This window comes from Agrobacterium sp. M50-1, assembly GCF_049843495.1.
GTDB lineage: Bacteria > Pseudomonadota > Alphaproteobacteria > Rhizobiales > Rhizobiaceae > Agrobacterium > Agrobacterium radiobacter.
This window is the reverse complement of record NZ_JBBHZH010000011.1, coordinates 106,960-126,581: the sequence shown is the minus strand read 5'-3', so window position 1 is coordinate 126,581 and position 19,622 is coordinate 106,960. Positions and strand designations below refer to the sequence as shown.

The 19,622-nt window shown below is 60.5% G+C and carries 17 protein-coding genes; 4 read left to right on the top strand and 13 right to left on the bottom strand.

Going from position 1 to position 19,622, the window contains the following annotated elements; all coding sequences use genetic code 11:
* Nucleotides 1-873, top strand: coding sequence for a methylated-DNA--[protein]-cysteine S-methyltransferase (locus WDZ78_RS21740; protein WP_020809874.1), 873 nt, complete (start codon nt 1-3; stop codon nt 871-873).
* 264 nt (nt 874-1,137) lie between these two features.
* Here the strand turns inward: WDZ78_RS21740 and WDZ78_RS21735 are convergent, their stop codons facing one another.
* Nucleotides 1,138-2,112 carry a sugar-binding transcriptional regulator gene (locus tag WDZ78_RS21735; protein WP_003505414.1) on the bottom strand — a complete coding sequence of 325 codons (975 nt, stop codon included), beginning with the start codon at nt 2,110-2,112 and terminating at the stop codon, nt 1,138-1,140.
* A gap of 205 nt (nt 2,113-2,317) precedes the next feature.
* Here WDZ78_RS21735 and tal point away from each other — a divergent pair, with 205 nt between their 5' ends.
* Nucleotides 2,318-3,283 carry a transaldolase gene (gene tal / locus WDZ78_RS21730; protein ID WP_003505415.1) on the top strand — a complete coding sequence of 322 codons (966 nt, stop codon included), beginning with the start codon at nt 2,318-2,320 and terminating at the stop codon, nt 3,281-3,283.
* A gap of 261 nt (nt 3,284-3,544) precedes the next feature.
* Here tal and WDZ78_RS21725 read toward each other — a convergent pair whose 3' ends face one another.
* Complete coding sequence (locus WDZ78_RS21725; RefSeq protein ID WP_425674217.1) at nt 3,545-4,318, bottom strand: IclR family transcriptional regulator; 774 nt, start codon at nt 4,316-4,318, stop codon at nt 3,545-3,547.
* Nucleotides 4,319-4,517: 199 nt separating this feature from the next.
* Between WDZ78_RS21725 and WDZ78_RS21720 the strand changes: the two genes are divergently transcribed.
* On the top strand, nt 4,518-5,249 hold the full coding sequence (locus tag WDZ78_RS21720) for an SDR family oxidoreductase (RefSeq protein ID WP_003499083.1): 732 nt from the start codon (nt 4,518-4,520) through the stop codon (nt 5,247-5,249).
* A 58-nt stretch (nt 5,250-5,307) separates the two neighbouring features.
* On the opposite strand, the gene WDZ78_RS21715 is transcribed toward WDZ78_RS21720, so the two are convergent.
* The 5 genes from WDZ78_RS21715 to WDZ78_RS21695 all read right to left on the bottom strand — a co-directional run bounded on the left by WDZ78_RS21715 (nt 5,308) and on the right by WDZ78_RS21695 (nt 9,078).
* Nucleotides 5,308-5,481 carry a DUF1328 domain-containing protein gene (locus tag WDZ78_RS21715; RefSeq protein WP_003499086.1) on the bottom strand — a complete coding sequence of 58 codons (174 nt, stop codon included), beginning with the start codon at nt 5,479-5,481 and terminating at the stop codon, nt 5,308-5,310.
* A gap of 109 nt (nt 5,482-5,590) precedes the next feature.
* Nucleotides 5,591-6,445 (bottom strand): metal ABC transporter permease, encoded by an 855-nt coding sequence (locus WDZ78_RS21710; protein WP_020009101.1) that lies wholly within the window; start codon nt 6,443-6,445, stop codon nt 5,591-5,593.
* Entirely contained in the window at nt 6,442-7,302 is an 861-nt protein-coding gene (locus WDZ78_RS21705; protein ID WP_003505419.1) for a metal ABC transporter permease, read from the bottom strand. Before WDZ78_RS21705 ends, WDZ78_RS21710 begins: the two co-directional genes overlap by 4 nt.
* Entirely contained in the window at nt 7,283-8,191 is a 909-nt protein-coding gene (locus WDZ78_RS21700) for a manganese/iron ABC transporter ATP-binding protein (protein WP_026363378.1), read from the bottom strand. Before WDZ78_RS21700 ends, WDZ78_RS21705 begins: the two co-directional genes overlap by 20 nt.
* Nucleotides 8,188-9,078, bottom strand: coding sequence for a metal ABC transporter substrate-binding protein (locus tag WDZ78_RS21695; RefSeq protein WP_425674216.1), 891 nt, complete (start codon nt 9,076-9,078; stop codon nt 8,188-8,190). Before WDZ78_RS21695 ends, WDZ78_RS21700 begins: the two co-directional genes overlap by 4 nt.
* 314 nt (nt 9,079-9,392) lie before the next feature.
* On the opposite strand from WDZ78_RS21695, the gene WDZ78_RS21690 reads away from it, so the two are divergent.
* Nucleotides 9,393-10,304, top strand: a complete 912-nt coding sequence (locus WDZ78_RS21690; protein WP_425674228.1) for a hypothetical protein — start codon at nt 9,393-9,395, stop codon at nt 10,302-10,304.
* Nucleotides 10,305-10,358: 54 nt separating this feature from the next.
* Here WDZ78_RS21690 and WDZ78_RS21685 read toward each other — a convergent pair whose 3' ends face one another.
* The 6 genes from WDZ78_RS21685 to WDZ78_RS21660 form a co-directional block, all read right to left on the bottom strand.
* Nucleotides 10,359-12,062 carry a patatin-like phospholipase family protein gene (locus tag WDZ78_RS21685; RefSeq protein WP_425674227.1) on the bottom strand — a complete coding sequence of 568 codons (1,704 nt, stop codon included), beginning with the start codon at nt 12,060-12,062 and terminating at the stop codon, nt 10,359-10,361.
* 427 nt (nt 12,063-12,489) lie between these two features.
* Nucleotides 12,490-13,989 (bottom strand): lysine--tRNA ligase, encoded by a 1,500-nt coding sequence (gene lysS / locus WDZ78_RS21680; RefSeq protein WP_045022439.1) that lies wholly within the window; start codon nt 13,987-13,989, stop codon nt 12,490-12,492.
* 252 nt (nt 13,990-14,241) lie between these two features.
* Complete coding sequence (gene gltX, locus WDZ78_RS21675; RefSeq protein WP_425674215.1) at nt 14,242-15,699, bottom strand: glutamate--tRNA ligase; 1,458 nt, start codon at nt 15,697-15,699, stop codon at nt 14,242-14,244.
* 245 nt (nt 15,700-15,944) lie between these two features.
* On the bottom strand, nt 15,945-17,717 hold the full coding sequence (locus WDZ78_RS21670; protein ID WP_425674214.1) for an SLC13 family permease: 1,773 nt from the start codon (nt 17,715-17,717) through the stop codon (nt 15,945-15,947).
* Nucleotides 17,718-17,990: 273 nt separating this feature from the next.
* Nucleotides 17,991-18,752 carry a TerC family protein gene (locus WDZ78_RS21665; RefSeq protein WP_425674213.1) on the bottom strand — a complete coding sequence of 254 codons (762 nt, stop codon included), beginning with the start codon at nt 18,750-18,752 and terminating at the stop codon, nt 17,991-17,993.
* Between the two features lie 182 nt (nt 18,753-18,934).
* Entirely contained in the window at nt 18,935-19,621 is a 687-nt protein-coding gene (locus WDZ78_RS21660) for a TetR/AcrR family transcriptional regulator (RefSeq protein WP_425674212.1), read from the bottom strand.
* Nucleotide 19,622: the final 1 nt, after the last annotated feature.

Here is a 19,622-nt window from a genome sequence, read left to right as displayed (position 1 = left end):
ATGAACGCCAATATTACGCTGAACGAGGACATTACCCCCATCGGATCGGACTACGACACGGTGCGCGGGGTTATCGAGCTTTTGACGCTGGATTATCGCGAGCAGCCCTCCCTCGAAGCCATCGCCGCAGAGCTCGGCCAGTCGCCGACGCAATTGCAGAAGACCTTCACGCGCTGGGCCGGTCTTTCGCCCAAGGCATTCCTGCAGGCCGTGACGCTCGATCATGCCAAGAGGCTGTTGCGTGAAGAGGACCTGCCGCTGCTGGAAACCTCGATCGAGGTCGGCATGTCGGGGCCGGGACGCCTGCACGATCTGTTCGTGACCCATGAAGCCATGTCACCCGGCGAATGGAAGGCCAAGGGCGGCGGGCTGACGATCCGTTACGGTTTCCATGCCTCGCCCTTCGGCCTTGCGCTGGTCATGGTGACCGATCGCGGTCTTGCCGGTTGCGCCTTCGCCGATCCGGGTGAGGAAAGGGCCTGTTTCGAGGACATGGCCGGTCGCTGGCCGAATGCTGACTATGTCGAGGATCGCGAAGCGACCGCGCCCTATGCTGCCCGCATCTTCGATCCGTCCATGTGGTCGGCGGACAGGCCGCTGCGCGTCGTACTGCTCGGCACGGATTTTCAGGTGCGGGTCTGGGAAAGCCTCCTCAAAATCCCGATGGGCCGCGCCGTCACCTATTCGCACATCGCCTGCGATATCGGCCAGCCCACGGCTTCCCGCGCCGTGGGTGCGGCAGTCGGCGCCAATCCGGTCTCCTTCGTCGTGCCCTGCCATCGCGCGGTCGGTAAAAGCGGGGCGCTGACCGGTTATCATTGGGGCCTGACCCGCAAGCGGGCGATGCTCGGCTGGGAAACGGGGAAGGTGTGAGTTTGGTCGACCGTTCGAGCCCCGCAACAAGACGCACTAAAGAAGATGCGCTGCCGGAGAGTTCGTTACTGCAGAAGAGATCGGCGTTGTTTTGAGCAAATATGCCAAGGCATGAAATGCCCGGAGTTCTCGCGTATCGTCATCCTCGGCCCTGTGCCGAGGATCTAATCACGTAGAATAAAATCAATCGGTTGCAGATCCTCGGCACAGGCCCGAGGATGACGGTGGAGGTTGGATGACTGCCCGCGAATGGCCCGACGAGGCTTAAACCAATTCCATCAATGCCCTTGCCGCCGCTTCGTCCGTTATCAGCGTATTGCACCCGATGCGCTTGATCGTGGCGCGGATGGCGATGGCGCGGTGGGCGCCGCCGGAGGCGAGAACGATATGTTTGGCCTTGCGCAGCGTATCGAGATCGATGGCCATGGCGCGCTGATTGATCGGGTGATCGACGGAGCGGCCTTCCGCATCGATGAAGTTGAACATGGTGTCGCAGACGCAGCCGGCGTCGATGAGTTCCTGCAGCGTCGCCTTGGAAATGAAACCCTCCGACAGCGAGGTCGAATGCGGGCCGATATCGCCGCAGGAGACGATGGCGAGATCGAGCGTTTCGGCCAGATCATAAAGCGTCGCCAGTCCGCATTTTTCGATCAGCGCCCGTTTGGTCTCGACGGAATCCACCAAAAGCGGCGCGAGGAACATGTAACATTCCGCCCCCAGCGCGCTTGCCAGCCGCCAGGTGTAATCGAGCGGGTTGGTCTGGTGCACGGCGACGATACCGCCGAGCAGCGAGACGACCTTGCAGTTTTCCCGGCGCGGCGGGCGGAAGCTGGAAAGCGAAGCGGTCATGGTGCGGCCCCAGCCGACGCCGATGGTGGCGCCGTTCGGCACCGCTTCGGAGAGGAATTGCCCGAGCGCCAGACCCACGGCCTTGGCCGTGCCCTCGACGCTTGCTTTATCCGGGGAGGGAATGATGACGGCCTCATCCAGCCCGTAAGCCGCCTCCAGCCGGCCGGCCAGTTCAACGAAATCCTCGATACCCTCGTTGATCCAGATCTGCACCTCGGAGCGCTTCATCGCCTCGTCCAGAAGGCGGATGACGGTGGAGCGGCTGATGCCGAGCTTTTCGGCGACGTCTTTCTGCGTCATGCCCTGATTATAATAAAGCCATGCGGCGCGCAGCCTCAGCGAAGCCGCTTCCGAATAGGCCGTATGGGTTTCTCTTCTCAGTTTCGCCACGGTTTCCGCCATTCTTTATGTCGGCGGAGTATCGCAGGCGTGAAACTTATGTCAATTGCGATGCGCAAATGTCTTGACTTTGGGCCGTGCCGCTTGCGATAGTCGGAGCCGGACAAACCGCGATTTCGGCCTTGGGCGCACCCACGGTGCGGGAACGAAAAGACGGGTGAGCAAGTTTTCAAGAGATCATGAAGGATCATTCGATATGACGTCCAAACTCGAACAACTTCGCGCCATCACCACGGTTGTTGCCGACACCGGCGATATCGAGGCGGTTGCGCGCCTGAAGCCGGTGGATTGCACCACCAATCCCACCATCGTTCTGAAAGCACTCGGCACGCCTGCCTTTGCGGATGCGGTGAAGGAAGCCGTCGCATGGGGCAAGAAGCAGGGCGGCCAGTCCGACGCCGTTGTTGCCGCTGTTGCCGATCGTCTGGCCATTTCTGTCGGTGCGGCGCTTGCCGGCCTCGTTCCGGGCCGCGTTTCGACCGAAGTTGATGCCGACCTGTCCTTCGACACGGAAGCCTCCATCACCAAGGCGCGCCACATCATCGCGGCCTATAAGGAGCGCGGCATCGAGCGTGAACGCATCCTCATCAAGCTTGCCTCCACCTGGGAAGGCATCAAGGCTGCCGAAGTGCTGCAGTCCGAAGGCATTGACTGCAATCTGACGCTCCTGTTCTCGCAGGCCCAGGCGATTGCCTGCGCCGAAGCCAAGGTGTTCCTCATCTCGCCCTTCGTTGGCCGTATCCTTGACTGGTACAAGAAGTCGACCGGCGAGAACTACACCGCCGAGACCGATCCGGGCGTCGTCTCGGTGCGCAGCATCTACAACTATTACAAGGCCAATGGCATCAGCACCGTCGTCATGGGTGCGTCCTTCCGCAATGTCGGCGAAATCGAAGCGCTGGCCGGTTGCGACCGCCTGACGATCAGCCCGGCGCTGCTGGAGGAGCTGGACAAGGACAGCGGCAAGCTGGAGCGCAAGCTTTCGGCTGACAACGTCAAGGCAGAGCCGCTGCAGTCGCTCGACGAGAAGGCATTCCGCTGGGCGCTCAACGAAGACGCGATGGCCACGGAAAAGCTCTCGGAGGGCATCCGCCTGTTCGCCAAGGATCTGGTGACGCTGCGCGAAATGGTCCGCAAGGAACTGACGCTGGCTGCGGCTTAAGGGGTGGAGCTAAGGCTTCCGGTGACCTTGCCACACACGTGACGTCATCCTCGGGCTTGTCCCGAGGATCTGTCCACGTTGCGTGAAATCAATCGGTTGCAGATCCTCGGGACAAGCCCGAGGATGACGAAAAACGGGAGGTCGCCTCCTCGTCTTTAACCTCGGCGGAACATTTTATGCTCCCACCGCGTTTAAGAGATATAAATCTCCAGTCACTCAAAACGCGATCGGGTCCCTGCCGGTCGCGTTTTTTTGTGCGTTTCAGGAATTTTCGTTTCCGGTCGCCACTTCGGAAATCCGCTTTGCCGCCTCGCGGATCAGTGCTTCGCAGGCCTCGCGTGTCGGCGCCTTGCCGCCAAGCGGTGTGATATAGGGGCAGGTGATGACGGCGAGCGCCGTGCCATCGAGCGTCAGTACCGGCGCGGAAATATTGCGCACGCCGGCAGTCTGAAGGCTGTCCATGGATTCGAAACCGTTTTTGCGCACCTCCGCAAGCCGCCCGGCAAGCTCCGGCGGCACGGTTTCGCCGCTGCCGCGCACCTGTTCGGTTATCATGATGTCGCGCTGCGCCTCGGTCTGGAAGGCCAGAAGCACATGGCCGGAGCCGGTGTGGAACAGGCTCATCTGCGCGCCGACACGCATGGACATGGCCCAATAGGTGGCGGATTCCTGCTGGGCGATGACGACGACGCTGCCGCGGTCATAAACGGCCAGATGACAGGCCTGCTCCGCGCTCGCCGAAAAATCGCGCATGACAGGTGCGGCGAAAGAGACCAGCCGGCGTATCGGCGCATGGAAATGGGCGAGCCCGAACATCTTCAGCGTCAGCGAGAACCGGTCGCCCTCAAGCCGCTGCACGTAGCCGCGGCGCACCAGCCGGTCCAGCATGCGATAAAGCTCGTTCGGGCTTTTACCGATAGACTTGGCGATCTCGATCTGCGTCAGCCCTCCATCGGTGCGGGCCAGAAGCTCGAGAATGTCGAGACCCTTGTCGAGGGCGGGAGCGCGATATCTTTCGCTGTCGTCGTCGGTCATCTGGCCTCGATGTGTTTTCTATGAGTGCCCGGCGGAGGCGCCATAAAATATGGTTGCCCGATACCCGACATCCGCGCAAGTTTGCTTGACGCCATATGAATACCGCGTTTACATATGAATTGTCGATCCATATTTGAGATCATCGAAATTCAGCGGTCCGGTCCCCGAAGGGCGGGCGCGCCTTAGCGGGAGGCTATTCATGGTGCAGGATTTTAACGGCCGGACAGTGGTGATCACCGCCGCCGGTCAGGGTATCGGCCGGGCGACGGCGGAGCGGTTCATCTCGCTCGGCGCGCGCGTCATCGCCACGGATATCAACGAGCAGGCGCTTTCGACCCTCAAGGGTGCTGAAACCCGGGTTCTGAACGTGCTCGATGGCGATGGCGTCAAGGATTTCGCCGCCGATATCGGCCATGCGGACGTGCTGTTCAACTGCGCCGGTTTCGTTCATTCCGGCACCATTCTGGACTGCGAAGAGAAAGACTGGGATTTCTCGTTCGATCTCAACGCCAAGGCCATGTACCGCACCTGCCGCGCCTTCCTGCCGGGCATGCTGGAAAAGGGCAAGGGCGCGATCGTCAACATGTCTTCGGTTGCATCAAGCGTGAAGGGCGTGCCGAATCGTTTCGCCTATACCGCCTCGAAAGCGGCCGTGGTGGGCCTGACCAAGGCGATCGCCGCTGACTTCGTCACCAAGGGCATCCGCTGCAACGCCATCTGCCCCGGCACGGTCGACAGCCCGTCCTTGCATGACCGCCTGCGCGCCACCGGCAATTACGAACAGGCGCTGGCCGATTTCATCGCCCGCCAGCCGATGGGCCGTATCGCCACGCCGGAAGAAATCGCCGCACTCGTCACCTATCTTGCTTCGGATGAAGCGGGCTTCACCACCGGCCAGATCCATGTGATCGACGGCGGTTGGACAGGCTGAAATCCATTACGGGAGAGAGGAGAGGCGACCGGCGTAAAACCCGGTCGCCTTTTTTCATTCAGACGACGGCGCTTCCGGCCATCAGTGCAAGCACGAGGAAGACCAGGAAGATCACCACGGCGATGAAGAACAGGATTCGGGCCACGCCCGCCGCGGCTGCCGAAATGCCGGTAAAGCCGAACACGCCTGCGATCAAAGAAATGACAAAGAAAATAAGAGCCCACTTCAGCATGGTGCTTCCCCTTTTGCATAATTTTCCCGAGCCAGCCGCCCCGCGACTGGCTCAGTAAAATGACGCGCAAAAGGGGAAAATGTTCCACACGCCCGCAAAAATCGTTGTTTTAGAAGCCTGTTTCCCCCGCCGCGTCGATCCGCCGGGCTTTCCAGGTGGTGCGGATGAAGGTGGCGACGAAAGCAAGGCTCATGAACATGACGATGGTGGGGGCCGGCGCACTGTCGATCAGGAAACTTAGCCATATGCCCGAAAGCGATGAGGCGACCGCCACCGTAATCGCCACCAGCAGCATGGCGGAAAAACGCCGGGTCAGCAGGAAGGCGATTGCGCCCGGCGCCACCAGCATGGCGACCGAGAGGATGATGCCCACAGCCTTCAACGCGCCGACCACGGTGAGCGACAGAACCATCAACAGACCATAATGCAGGATACGCACCGGCAGGCCGATGGCTTTGGCGTGCTGCGCATCGAAGGCGTTGACCAGCAGGTCCTTGCGCAGCATGCCGAGGAACAGCGTCGCGAAAAGCGCGATCAGACCGGTTTCCAGCATGTCTGAGGGCGCAATGCCCAGCATGTCGCCGAAGAGGATGTGATCGAGATGCACGTCGCTCTGCACCTTCACATAAAGCACCAGCCCCAGCCCGAACATGCCGGAAAAGACGATGCCGAGCACCGTGTCTTCCTTGATGCGGCTGTTTTCCTTGATGAAACCGGTGCCGAGCGCACAGATCATGCCGGCGATGAACGCACCGATGGAAAGCGGGATGCCGACAATATAGGCCACCACCACGCCGGGCAGCACGGCGTGGGAAACCGCATCGCCCATCAGCGACCAGCCCTTCAGCACCAGAAAACAGGACAGCATCGCCATCGGCACCGCGATCATCAGCGTGATCACGAAGGCATATTGCATGAAGGGCAATTGAAACGGCAGGATGGCGAGTTCGAGATAGTCGCTCATGGCGTTTCCTCCAGCGCCTTGCGGGCCTTGGCCCTCGAAGCGAGAAGCCCGTGTTTGGGCGCAAAAACGAAGGCGGCAAGGAAGATCGCAGTCTGCAGCACGACGATGACGCCGCCGGTTGCGCCATCGAGGAAATAGCTGAGGTAAGCACCGACGAAGCTGGTGGCCGCGCCGATGATGAGGCTCATAAGGATCAGCCGCTCGAAACGGTCGGTCAGGAGATAGGCGGTGGCGCCCGGCGTCACCACCATGGCAACGACGAGGAAGGCCCCGACCGTCTGCAGGGCGGCAACCGTGGAGGCGGCCAGCAGGGTGAAGAAGATCACCTTCAGCACTTCCGGTTTCAGCCCCACGGTGCGGGCGTGGTTCTCATCGAAGAACACCACCATGAAGTCACGCCATTTCAGCGCCAGCACGATGAGGCTGATGCCGCCGATCAGCGCCAGCTGGATCGTGTCTTCGGTGGTGATCGCGAGAATATTGCCGAGCACGATGGTCTGGATATTCACCGAGGTGGGCGAGAGCGACACCATGAACAGCCCGAGCCCGAAAAACGAGGTGAAGATCAGCCCGATGATGGCGTCTTCCTTCAGCCGTGTCTTCTGGTTCAGGAACAGCATGGAGCCGGCCGCAAGCCCGCCGGACAGGAACGCACCGAGCGAAAAGGGCAGGCCCAGCATATAGGCGCCCGCAACGCCGGGAACGATGGCATGGGAAAGCGCATCGCCGATCAGCGACCAGCCCTTCAGCATCAGATAGGCCGAGAGAAAACCGCAGACGCCGCCCACCAGTGCGCTGACCCAGATGGCGTTCAGCATGTAACCATAGGTGAAGGGCTCAAGAAGGCTGTTTATCATCGACTTTTTCTTTCGGAGCCTCAGGATCGCGCCCGTTCTGGCCGTTCTTGCCATAGATCACGAAGGGCCGCTCGTCATCGGTTATGACCTTAACGCGGCGCGGATCGGCGTCGTTATGCAGGTCGGCCCCGCCAAGCACGAAGTGGCGCAGGCTGCCGCCAAAAGCCTTTTGCAGGTTCTCCTCGTTGAAGGTATCCGCCGTCTTGCCCGATGCCAGAACCGTGCCCTTGACGAAGACGGCGCGGTCACAGAATTCCGGCACGCTGCCGAGATTATGGGTGGAGACCAGCATGACCCGGCCCTCGTCGCGCAGCGCCTTCAGAAGCGTGACGATCTGCTCTTCCGTTGTCACATCGACACCGGTGAAAGGCTCGTCCAGCAGGATCACCTGACCCTCCTGCGCCAGCGCGCGGGCCAGAAACACCCGCTTCTTCTGCCCGCCCGAGAGCTCACCGATCTGGCGCTTGCGATAATCGAGCATGTTGACGCGTTTCAGCGCCTCTTCCACCATCTGGTGGTCGCGTTTCGAGGGGATGCGCAGGAAATTCATATGGCCATAACGACCCATCATCACCACATCCTCCACCAGCACCGGAAAACTCCAGTCCACCTCCTCGGCCTGCGGTACGTAGGCGACGAGGTTTTTCCTGAGCGCTTCCTTCACCGGCAGGTCGAAGATCGAGACGGAACCGGCGGCCAAAGGCACGAAACCCATGATCGCCTTGAAAATCGTGGACTTGCCGGCGCCATTGACGCCGACAAGTGCAGTGATCGTTCCGCGGGGGATGGAAAAGCTGGCATTTCTTAATGCGGTGTGGCCGTTTCGATAGGTCACTGTCGCATTTTGAACCGTCAGGCCGCCGCCTGATTTTTTACTGCCCATTCTCATGAAGACAGCCCCTTGGCGATGGTTTCGCTCGTCACGCGCAGGAGGTCGAGATAGGTCGGAACCGGACCATCGGCTTCGCTCAGCGAATCCACATAAAGAATGCCGCCATAGGCCGCACCGGTTTCCTTGGCCACCTGCTGGGCGGGATCGGCGGAAACCGTGCTTTCGCTGAAGATGACGTTGATATTGTGCTCGCGCATGGCGTCGATCACCCCGCGAACCTGCTGCGGTGTGCCCTGGCTGTCGGCATTGACCGGCCACAGGAACAGTTCCTTCAGGCCGAAATCACGGGCGAGATAAGAAAAAGCGCCTTCGCTCGTTACCAACCAGCGCTTGTTTTCAGGCAGGACGGAAAGCGTGTCGCGGATCGGCCGCACGGTGGCCTTGATCTTGTCCGAATAGGCCTTGGCATTGGCGGCATAGACATCGGCGTGGGCGGGGTCGATATCCGTCAGGCCCTTGCGGATATTTTCCACGTAGATCAAGGCGTTATCAGGGGACATCCAGGCGTGCGGGTTGGGTTTTCCCTGGTACGCCCCGCCGCTGATCGCCATGGGTTGCACACCTTCGCTCACCGTTACGCTCGGAACGCCGGAAAGGTTGGCCAGAAATTTTTCGAACCACAATTCCAGATTGAGGCCGTTGCGAAGCACCAGATCGGCCTTGCGGGCCTTGAGAATATCGCGCGGCGTCGGCTGGTAATTGTGAATTTCCGCACCCGGCTTGGTGATGCTTTCCACCTCGGCCGCATCGCCCGCCACGTTGCGCGCCATATCCGCGATGATGGTGAAGGTGGTCACGACAACAGGTTTTTCCTGGGCAAGGGCCGCACCGGGGAGAAAAAGCGAGAGGGCGAAAACTGCATGCCGGATTTTTTGAAAGTTCACGGGGCTCACCAGATTTTGTTGCGATTAATTCGCAATACCATCTGTTATAAAATCACCCTTGTCAACGCTATTGCAAATCATTCGCAAATTAGTGGATTTCAAGAATGTCTGAAAATGGTGCGTTTTTGCCGGTGACGCGCCGGTGGGATTAAACTTTTTTCAATGAGAAAGCGGCACTATCGCAGGGCTCGGACAGCGTGGTCCGTAGCTTGTCCCGCGTGTGTTCCTCATCCATCGAGCCACGTTTTGGGATGAGGGCGTAAGACGGGGTACTTGATGTCAGGATGTTGCGGGTGAAAGCTGTATTCGGACGAATGCGGTTTTCGCGCAAGCTCGTTATGATTGGAGGCGGGATCCTGCTTTTGGCGGGTGCGACCGGTTCTGCTGCCGTATTAATCGGCAGCGATCGGCTGCTTGGTCCATCCTACGCTTCCACCAACGGGCTCTCCTGCGACGCGGTCCAGACAGTCAACATTCGCAAGAACGGTTCTTTATGGGTCCGTAAATTCATTCGTACCCAGGGCGGTGATGGCACAGAGCGGCTGAAGACCGCACTGCGCGTCGCCCAGGCGGTTTACGACAAGCAGAAACCCGATCTGGTTCAGGTCTCCGTGCTCGACAAGAACGGTCCGCAGCTGCGCTCGGAAATGCGCGGCCGCGCCATTGCCGCACAGGTGGTTTTCATCCCGGACCTCGCCAAAATTCCTGAGGGTGCGGAGGCGCGGCGTTATTCGGCCTTTTATTACGATGGCGCGGCAAACGGCACCGGGCAATTTTACGGGCTGCGCATCGATTTGCCGCTGGAAGATACCGAAGCGCTGGCGGCAAGCCTCAGCGATTCAGCCGATTGCGCAACCCCGGCTCTGGATGCCGGCTCCGAAGGCCACGACGCAAAACCCGCAAAGAGCGCGACGGGCCACGGCGAAACCAAGGATGATGGCGCAGGCGGCCACGGCGGCGCGCCGGCGGAAACCAAGGAAGGCGGCGCCGGTGCGGAAGCCCATGGCGAAACCCCGTCTCCCGAAGCGCATGGCGAACCCACCGCCGATGAACTTCTGACCTCGACACCGGAAGCCGACGGCGGCAGCATCTTCAGCCTGTCCTACCTGAAATCGCTGATCTTCGGAAAAGGCTCGACGACCGCACAGGCGGCGGAAGAGAAGCCGGCGACCGAAAATGCGCCGGCAGAAGAACCGGGTGCGGAGAAAAAGGCCGCAAGCCACTAAGCGGGCGAGGGCGCTTCTCGGAGAGACCTTCCGGCGACCTTGCCCCCGGTCGCGTCAGATATCGGGTCCGATCCGCAGACGGCCAGCCGGATTTGGAAATTTCTTGCGCTTGTTGACGATTGCCGGAGAGAAACTCTGCGACAGGGCGGCAAAGGCGGCAATTCGGGCGATCAGCTTTTCCCGCTCACCCTTTGTCACGGCTTCGTAGCTTTTGATCTCGTCAATGTAACCCGTCAGCCATTCTTCATATTTGCCTTCGCTCCACAGCCGCTCAGTCGCAAACACCGCGTCTTCCAGCCGGTCATAGGCAACAAGCGTCCGTCGCCAGCGATGCTCGTCGAAATCCAGCGCGCCATTTGCAAAAAGCGACCCGACCTCGAGGCCGTAGCTCATCAGTTTTGCCGAGCGTTCCGGCGGCATCGTCAGGTTTAGCCCGCCTTCCTCCTCATTGAGGAAAACGCGGGCGATGCGCTCCCTTTGGCCGGGCATGGTGGCGAGGGACTGGTCCTGCCAGTCCTTCGCCGAACTGAGGATGCTGCCCAGGAAGCCGCTCATTTTTTCCATCTTGTGAACGGGCACGCCTATCCCTTCGCCAGCCGCCTGCGGGATAGTGACGCGCTTCATGCTGCCGGCGATGGATTTCGGCAATTCATCAAGGCTGAGGGCGAAAGTCGGACGCGACGGAAGCAGGGCGTCGAAAAGATGAATGGGAAAGTTGCTGCTGATGCCGCCATCGGAAAACCAGATTTTCGCCTTCATGACGGGCCGCGCGTCGCCGCTGATACGCCGCACTATATCCAGCGTGCCGCGATCATTGGTATAGGCCGGAATGGCCTTGAACAGGACCGGGAAACTCAGGCTCATGCGCGTTGCGATGATGACCGGCAGCTGGGCGGGTTCCGGAAAGGCCTTGAGTTCGGGAAAGGGTCCGCCCGGTGTCGCGATCTGCTTCAGCCAGTCCATCACGCCGGCGGGAAACAGCCGGCTCCATTCCTTCGGGTCGTAGGCCACCATGAGATTCGTGGTCGGAAGCGTGTGCGGCCGCCGCATTGACAGGTTCGTCGTGACCATCTTCAGGTTTATGACCGGCTTCTCCGGCTCCGGGCCAATGAGATCGCCGAAGGTCAGCGGCGGCGCCGTTGCGGCGTCGCCGCCGAAAGCAATGTCCTGGATCGAGGCATGCAGCCATTCCGTCAGGCCCGGAACCTCCGCATCGGAAACCGTCAGTCCTGAACAGAAGCCGAAGCCGTCCTTCGGCAACCGGTGAAAAACCAGCCACAGCATCTGGCCAAGGATGCCGGCCAGCATGCCCACCAGCCCGCCGAGAACGGACCCGGCGCAACCGCCACCCAGAGCCCACAAGATGCCGGCGCCGATGACAATGCCTGTTATGGCCGCCAGCGGAAAAGCCATGGGCAAGCCCAAAACCTTGCCCGGCCAGCCACCGGCCTGCGCCCAGAGCAGATATCGCATCAGGGGGCGAAAACGGCGCTCCGGCTGGAAAAGCCTGTCCAGAATAGTGGGTATCGTGTCGCAATGGGCCTGCAGGCGGGTGAACCCATCGGGATCCTTCCTGACGGTGCGGGAATATTCTGCCGCAGCCGCGAAAGCGGCGGCAATCGCCCCGGCCGATGTGCCGCCAATCGAGCGGAAACGGTATCGGCGCGCCAGTTCCAGAACCGCATAGGGATAAACGACACCGGAGGTGATGCCGCCCTTCATCACCACGTCGCATTCCTTTTCAGGGGTTGCGAACATATCAGGCTGGTATCTGGGAAGCTCATTCTCGGGCATGCGTATTTCCCCCCGGCGGCTCCTGATCGAAAGCCGTCAAACACAATGCGAATGATGCGGAATGGGTATCACAAGTTGAGGCGATATCGCCAGTATATTCTACTAAAAGTTATATGAATTTATTCGATCCGCTCACAGATGGCCGAATAGTTACTTGCCGTGTCTATGTAGGGAGAGGAAAGCCGACAGCAAACGGGGCGAAGCCTCGCCACACACTCCGGCGTCATCCGCGGGCCTGTCCCGAGGATCTGCAACGGATTGACTTTATTGGACGTGATTAGGTCCTCGGCACAGGCACGAGGATGACGCCGAAAAAATACGTCCCCTTCGCCACCAGCGAGAAAATCGGGGAGCGGCAGGCGGCCGCGAGGCCGCCCCCGGTTTCGTCTGATCAGTCCGCCTTGTTGCGGCGGGCCGGGAAGAGGATAACGTCGCGGATCGAGGGCGCGTTGGTGAGCAGCATGATCAGACGATCGACACCGATACCGAGGCCGCCGGCGGGCGGCATGCCCTGGTCGATGGCGTCGAGGAATTCGTCGTCGAGCTGCTTGTCCTTTTCGCCGCGGGCATGGGCTTGCTCCAGCTGCTCCACCATGCGGCGGCGCTGTTCTTCGGGATCGTTGAGTTCGGAGAAGGCGTTGCCCACTTCCCAGGCGTTGCAATAGCTCTCGAAACGCTCGACGAGGCGCGGTTCGCCCGGCACTTCCTTGGCGAAGGGCGAGATGTCCTTCGGGAAATGCGTGACGTGGCTCGGCTGGATCAGCGTGCCTTCCACCTTCTCTTCGAAGATGAAGGCAAGGCATTCGCCCCAGGTCCAGTCCTTCTCGACGGCAAAACCGGCGGCCTTGGCGGCAGCGCGGGCTTCTTCATCGGTCTTGATGGCGAGGAAGTCGATACCGGTCGCTTCCTTTACCGCATCGGGCATAGGAACGCGCTTGAACGGACCCTTGAAGGAGATCGTCTGGCCCTGGAATTCAACTTCGGTCGTGCCGTGCAGGGCAATCGCCAGCGTCTCGAACAGCCGCTCCACGAGACCCATGATGTCTTCGTAGTCGGCATAGGCCCAATAGCACTCCATCATAGTGAATTCAGGATTGTGCCTTGTGGAAACGCCTTCGTTGCGGAAGTTGCGGTTGATTTCGAAGACCTTGTCGGAAAGGCCTGATACCAGCGTGCGCTTCAGGAACAGTTCCGGCGCGATGCGCAGATACATGTCCATCTTCAGCGTGTTGTGGAAGGTCTTGAACGGATCGGCCGTCGCACCGCCATAAACGGTCTGCAGCATCGGTGTTTCCACTTCGAGGAAGCCTTCGTCCTCCATGAAACGGCGCATGCCGGACAGGATCTTCGAGCGCTGCAGGAAGCGCAGCTTGGATTCCTCGTTGGCGAGAATATCGAGATGGCGCTTGCGGTAACGCAGCTCGATATCGGAAACGCCATGCCACTTCTCCGGCATCGGCAGCAGCGACTTGGTCAGCATGGTGATTTCTTCGGCGTTGATCGTCAGCTCGCCGCGCTTGGTACGACGCACCTTGCCGGTCACGCCGATGATGTCGCCAATGTCGATCATCGGCAGAAGATTGCGCGCTGTTTCCGGCGTCGTATCCTTGTGGGAGAAGATCTGCACCTTGCCCGAGGCGTCATGGATATCCATGAACATGCCGGAATTGCGCGATGAATAAACGCGGCCCGCCACCGTCACCGTGTCGCCGGTTTCGACGTCGGCTTCGATATCGGCATATTTTTCCGCCAGCTCCGCATTGGTCAGCGTGCGGTGGAAATGCGCCGGATAGACATCGCCGATCTGCTCGCGCAGCAGCGCAAGTTTCTGGCGGCGCACTTCTGTCGCGTCGGAGGAAAGGGCGGTGGTTTCGGTTGTCTTGTCGTTCATTGTGTTCGCCTTTAGCGGGCTTTGTTTGTTGCGGGTGGCCTCTGTGCGCTGGGCTTACCCCCCTCTGCCCTGCCGGGCATCTCCCCCTCAAGGGGGGAGATCGGATGCCGCGCCCGCCCGTTCCATGGGCAAGGTGTCAGCCGCTTGTCGATCTCCCCCCTTGAGGGGGAGATGCCCGGCAGGGCAGAGGGGGGTAAGCCCCAGGCAGAGGGCGTATTCTAGAATGCTGCCGTCACCGCCAGCATCAAATTATCAGCTTCCGCTGCCGACCATCGTGGCCACAACGGCAATCGCCGCCTTCAGCCGCTGGCGCACCACGGAGCGGCCGAGCAGCGCCATGCTGTCAAACAGCGGCAGCGAACGCGACGAACCGGACATGGCGACAAAAAGCGGCGGCGTGACGACGCGCAGCTTCTTGCCCGTGCGTTCGGCGACATCGCGCAGTTCGGCCTCGATCGCTTCCACGTTCCAGTCCGGCATTTTTTCCAGATCGGCGGCAACGGTGGTGAGGATTTCGTGGATTTCCTCCGGCTTGCTCTTCAGGCCCGCAAAGGAGGCCGGCGTCAGGCCGGCATCGCTTGCCAGCAGGAAGCCGGCAAGGTTCGGCAATTCGCCGAGCTTGGAAATGCGGCTCTGCGCAAGCTTCAGGCCCTCGGTCAGGCGTGCATTCTCCATCGCCCATTCCAGCGTGCGGGAGATGAACTCTTCCGGCGAAAGCTTTTCGCGCAGCCAGCGGCCGTTCAGCCAGTCCAGCTTCTGGATATCGAAGATGGCGCCGGCCTTGGAAAGCGCTTCCGGGTCGAACTTCGCCGCCAGCTCGTCCATGGTCAAAAGCTCTTCGCCTTCGGCGATCTGGATGAAGAAGAGGCCAAGGAAGTTCATCAGCGCTTCCGGCAGGTAGCCGAGCGCGGAGTAATAGGAGATCGAGGTCGGGTTCTTGCGCTTGGAGAGCTTGGACTTGTCGGCGTTGCGCATCAGCGACAGATGCATGAACACCGGCTGCTCCCAGCCGAAATAACGATAAAGCAGGATGTGCTTGGGCACGGATGCCAGCCATTCTTCGCCGCGCGCCACATGGGTGATCTTCATCAGATGGTCATCGATGACGTTTGCCATGTGGTAAGTCGGCATGCCGTCGGCCTTGATCAGCACCTGCATGTCGACCGAATCCCACGGGATAGAGACATCGCCGTAGACGCCGTCATGGAAATCGCACGAACCTTCGGTCGGGATCTTCATGCGCACGACGTTGGCTTCGCCGGCGGCAACGCGGGCGGTCACTTCCTCGGCCTTCAGGTGGAGGCAAAGGCCGTCATATTTCGGCGGCTTGCCGGCGGCGCGCTGCGCCTCGCGCATCTGCTCAAGCCGCTCGGGCGTGCAGAAACAGCGAAAGGCATGGCCCTTTTCCAGCAGCTCTTCGGCATAGGGCAAGTACATCGGCTTGCGCTCGGACTGGCGATAGGGACCGTAAGGGCCACCGACATCGGGACCTTCCGACCAGGTGAGGCCGGTCCAGCGCAGCGCCTCGAGCACCTTCTGCTCATATTCCAGCGTTGAGCGGGTGGCGTCGGTATCCTCGATGCGCAGGATGAACTCGCCGCCGTGTTTCTTGGCGAAGAGATAGTTGAACAGCGCGATATAGGCGGTGCCGACATGGGGCTCGCCGGTGGGGGAAGGTGCGATGCGGACGCGAACGCCGGAAGTGGTCATGAAATTCACTCGTCGTGACGTGGCAGTGACATGGGGGCGAAGTAGCCCTTATATCACGGAGTTTTCGTTTGAATGCGGCAGGAAATCATGCGGAAAGACACGTATCACGCGCGCTTTTGCACATTCCCGTTCGGCATCGGCTTAGGCCATATTATGCCGCAGGCGTCAAGGAAATAAGGATATTTGCCGTCTTGCCTCGACGCATTGCAGCGATGCAAGGATGCCGCGCTTTTTCGGGAAAAGTTTCAGGAAACCGGCCAGACGTAAAGCAGCATGGGAATGCTGGCGATGACGATCATAATCGACAGCGGCAGGCCGAGACGCGGATAATCGCTGAAACGATAACCGCCGGGGCCCATCACCAGCGTGTTGCACTGGTGGCCGATGGGGGTGAGGAAATCGCAGCCCGCGCCGATCGCCACCGCCATCAGAAAGGCCTCGGGCCTGAAGCCGAGCGTGGTGGCGAAACCGGCGGCGATGGGGGCCATGACGAGAACGGTCGCGGCATTGTTGAGAAAGGGCGTGACCGCCATGGCGGTGAGCAGGATCATGCCGAGCGCCGCAAACGGCGGCAACCCCTGCGCCGCATGGCCGAGCCAGGCGGCGATCAACTCGCTCGCCCCGCTGGTGCGCAGACTGTCGCTGACGGGAATGAGGGCGGCGAGCATGACGAGGATCGGTCCGTCGATCGATTTATAGACCTCGGTCAGCGGGATCGCGCCGACGACGATCATCAGGAAGGCGGCGGCGAAGAATGCGACCGAGACAGGCACCAGTCCGCTGCCGGCGGCGATCATGGCGGCGGCGAGCACGATGACGGGCAGCAGTGCGCGGCGCTGCACGCCAAGCAGGATTTCCCGCTGCGCCAGTGGCAAGAGCGAAAACTCCTGCAGGACCTGCGGCAGGTTCTTGCGGCTGCCCTGCAAAAGAATGACGTCCCCGGCCTGCAATGTCAGCTCGGAGAGCCGCTGGCTGACGCGCTGGCCGCGGCGGTTGACGGCGATCAGATTGACGCCGCGCGTATAGGAGAGCGAAAGCTCGCGCGCCGAAATGCCGCTCAGCACCGATTCATTGCTGATGACCGCTTCCATGGCAATGAGATCGGCGGTCTTCTGGCCGTTCTCCATCAGCGGCTTGCCTGACAACAGCAGCTTTGCCTGCGAGACGATGCGGTCGAGCCCTTCCGGGCTGCCTTCGAGAAGCACGGTGTCGCCGGCCTTGAGCTTCACATCGGGGAAGGGGGAGATGCGCCTCGGCCCGCGCAGGATGGTGCTGGCGATGACGTCGCCATCGGCCTGTTTGAGCAATTCGCGCAGCGGCTTGTCCGTATAGGTGCTGTCGGCGGGCAGCGTCGCTTCTGCGGTATAGGCCGACTGGTCGAGAATATCCTCCACCGATGCCTGCTGGCGGTTGCGGACCGGCAGAAGGCGATAACCGAAGGTCAGGAAGATGATGCCGATGACGGTCAGTCCCGCGCCGACGGGAGTGAAGTCGAACATCGAAAAGCTCTGCCCGGTCATCTCCTCGCGCAGCCGCGAGACGACGATGTTGGGTGAGGTGCCGATCTGCGTCATCACCCCGCCCAGAAGTGCCGCAAAGGCCATGGGCATCAGATAATAGGAAACGGGGCTGCCGGATTTGCGGGCAAACTGAAAAGCGACCGGCATCATGATGGCGAGCGCGCCGATATTCTTGATGAAGGCCGACATGACAGCGACGACGATCATCAGAAAGGCAAGCTGCAGGCTCTTGGAGTGCATTTCGGGAAAATATTTCTTGATCGTCATATCGACGATGCCGGAGCGCGCCACGGCCGAACTGACGATCAGCGCGCTGCCGACGATGATGACGATATCATCCGAAAAACCGGAGAAAGCCTTCTCGAAAGGCACGACCCCCACCGCCACCGCCACCAGCAATGCGCTGCAGGCGACGACATCGTAACGGAACCTGTCCCAGATGAACGCGACCATCATGCCGGCGATCACGGTGAAGGCGAGGATCTGGTCGGTTGTCATGCTGCCTGTTTGCTTTCGAAGGAGAAAAACGCGCCGTCGCCGGGTGTACGGCGAGGATGCATTGAAACGCAAGCCGCGGCTTTGAGGTTCCGGACGGAAATAAAGATGCCGATCGGTGGAAGCGTGCTTCGCGCAGAAGGCTTTGGATGGCCGCCCATCTGCCTAAAGCTTTCCGTTATCCTCGGCCTTGAGCCGAGGATGAGGCGGTCCTTCATCAATCCGAGACCCGTCTGCAAACGGGCCCCGGAAAATCAGGGGCACGTCACGGCAACATCAATGCACGTCGCCGGCGGCTTCCGCCTTCTTTCGACGCCGCGCATTGCGGGCCAGCATGTTGAGCAGTTCCACCAGCGCCGAAAACGCCATGGCGGCATAAACGTAGCCCTTCGGAACATGGAAGCCCATGCCTTCGGCAATCAGCGTCGTGCCGATCATCATCAGGAAGGCGAGGGCCAGCATGACGATGGTGGGGTTGCGCTCGATGAAGTTGGCAAGCGGCGTTGCGGCCAGAAGCATCACGGTGACGGCGACGATGACAGCGACGATCATGATCGGCAGATGCGGCGTCATGCCGACGGCGGTGATGATGCTGTCCACCGAGAAGACGAGGTCGAGCAGCAGGATTTGGCCGATGGCGGCGCCGAAATTCATGCCCACGGGGCCGCCGACCATGTCTTCCTTATGGTCTTCCGGGTCGACATTGTGGTGGATTTCCTTGGTGGCCTTCCACATCAGGAAGAGACCGCCGGCGATCAGGATCATGTCCTTCCACGAGAAGGCATGGCCGAAGATTTCGAAGACCGGGGTGGTCAGCTGCACGATCCACGCGATGGTGCCGAGCAGGCCAAGCCGCATGACGAGCGCAAGGCCGATGCCGATCTTGCGGGCTTTTTCGCGCTGTTCAGGCGGAAGCTTGTTGGTGAGGATCGAGATGAAGATCAGGTTGTCGATACCAAGCACGACCTCCATGACGATCAGGGTGATGAGCGCCACCCAGGCGGCGGGGTCGGACAGTAGAGGGAGAACGGACTCCATCAGGGAATTTTTCCTTTCAGCAACAAGGCCACCCGAAACATTCGGTGGGTGGAATTTATAGCGCAATACGCGAGAAACAAGGAGACCGCCCCTGTGATGGGCAAGATTTCATCGAAATTTCGCGCAAACCGCGTATCTGACGCCGTGCCGTTGCCGGTCCGTTCGCCCGTTGCTGAATGATTTTACGCCTTGTCGGTTCCGTAGGCAGCCATGAACACGTTAATGGCGCTGCCGATTATCCGGTCCAGTTCCTCTTCGGGAACCGGGCCTTCCAGCTCGCCGAACAGCCGCAGCTTGAAGAAGGTGCCGGTGGAAAGCTCGATATATTGCCGCGCGGCCAACTCCGGGTCATCCACCTTCAGATGGCCGATCTCGACCTGATGTTGGATGAAATCCAACAGCACCGTGCGCACATTATTTGGCGCGGAGAGGAAAAATCGCTGCGCCAGCTTCGGCATGCGATCGATGACGCCGATCACCGAGCGCATGGCGGGGATCATGTCGGAACAGATCATCTTGTTGGCAAAAGCCTTGCCGAACTGTTCCAGCCCCTCGCGGACCTCCTCGGTGCCCTCGAGAATATGGCGCATGGAGGTGGCGAATTCGTTGCGGTGATGGTCGACGAGGGCAACGAACAAATCCTCCTTGTTGGAGAAATAGACATAGATCGTGCCCTTGGAAACGCCCGCTTCCCGGGTGATGTCGTTCATGCTGGCGGCATCGAAGCCCTTGCGCTTGAACACGCGCCAGGCGCCGGCCAGAATCTGGTCGCGTTTGGCCGGGTCTTCGCCCGCCGCAAAACGCCCGGCGGTATTACCCGGACAGCCCGTTTCCGTTTCCGTCTCCATATCCCTGTCTTCACTTGCCATC

Bases quoted from the DNA above. Each gene is read 5' to 3' on its own strand.
- WDZ78_RS21700 (WP_026363378.1), bottom strand. From the start codon at position 8,191: ATGAGAATGGGCAGTAAAAAATCAGGCGGCGGCCTGACGGTTCAAAAT.
- WDZ78_RS21710 (WP_020009101.1), bottom strand. From the start codon at position 6,445: ATGAGCGACTATCTCGAACTCGCCATCCTGCCGTTTCAATTGCCCTTC.
- WDZ78_RS21715 (WP_003499086.1), bottom strand. From the start codon at position 5,481: ATGCTGAAGTGGGCTCTTATTTTCTTTGTCATTTCTTTGATCGCAGGC.
- WDZ78_RS21705 (WP_003505419.1), bottom strand. From the start codon at position 7,302: ATGATAAACAGCCTTCTTGAGCCCTTCACCTATGGTTACATGCTGAAC.
- lysS (WP_045022439.1), bottom strand. From the start codon at position 13,989: ATGAACGACAAGACAACCGAAACCACCGCCCTTTCCTCCGACGCGACA.
- WDZ78_RS21720 (WP_003499083.1), top strand. From the start codon at position 4,518: ATGGTGCAGGATTTTAACGGCCGGACAGTGGTGATCACCGCCGCCGGT.
- tal (WP_003505415.1), top strand. From the start codon at position 2,318: ATGACGTCCAAACTCGAACAACTTCGCGCCATCACCACGGTTGTTGCC.
- WDZ78_RS21670 (WP_425674214.1), bottom strand. From the start codon at position 17,717: ATGACAACCGACCAGATCCTCGCCTTCACCGTGATCGCCGGCATGATG.
- gltX (WP_425674215.1), bottom strand. From the start codon at position 15,699: ATGACCACTTCCGGCGTTCGCGTCCGCATCGCACCTTCCCCCACCGGC.
- WDZ78_RS21660 (WP_425674212.1), bottom strand. From the start codon at position 19,621: ATGGCAAGTGAAGACAGGGATATGGAGACGGAAACGGAAACGGGCTGT.
- WDZ78_RS21685 (WP_425674227.1), bottom strand. From the start codon at position 12,062: ATGTTCGCAACCCCTGAAAAGGAATGCGACGTGGTGATGAAGGGCGGC.
- WDZ78_RS21740 (WP_020809874.1), top strand. From the start codon at position 1: ATGAACGCCAATATTACGCTGAACGAGGACATTACCCCCATCGGATCG.
- WDZ78_RS21665 (WP_425674213.1), bottom strand. From the start codon at position 18,752: ATGGAGTCCGTTCTCCCTCTACTGTCCGACCCCGCCGCCTGGGTGGCG.
- WDZ78_RS21690 (WP_425674228.1), top strand. From the start codon at position 9,393: ATGCGGTTTTCGCGCAAGCTCGTTATGATTGGAGGCGGGATCCTGCTT.
- WDZ78_RS21725 (WP_425674217.1), bottom strand. From the start codon at position 4,318: ATGACCGACGACGACAGCGAAAGATATCGCGCTCCCGCCCTCGACAAG.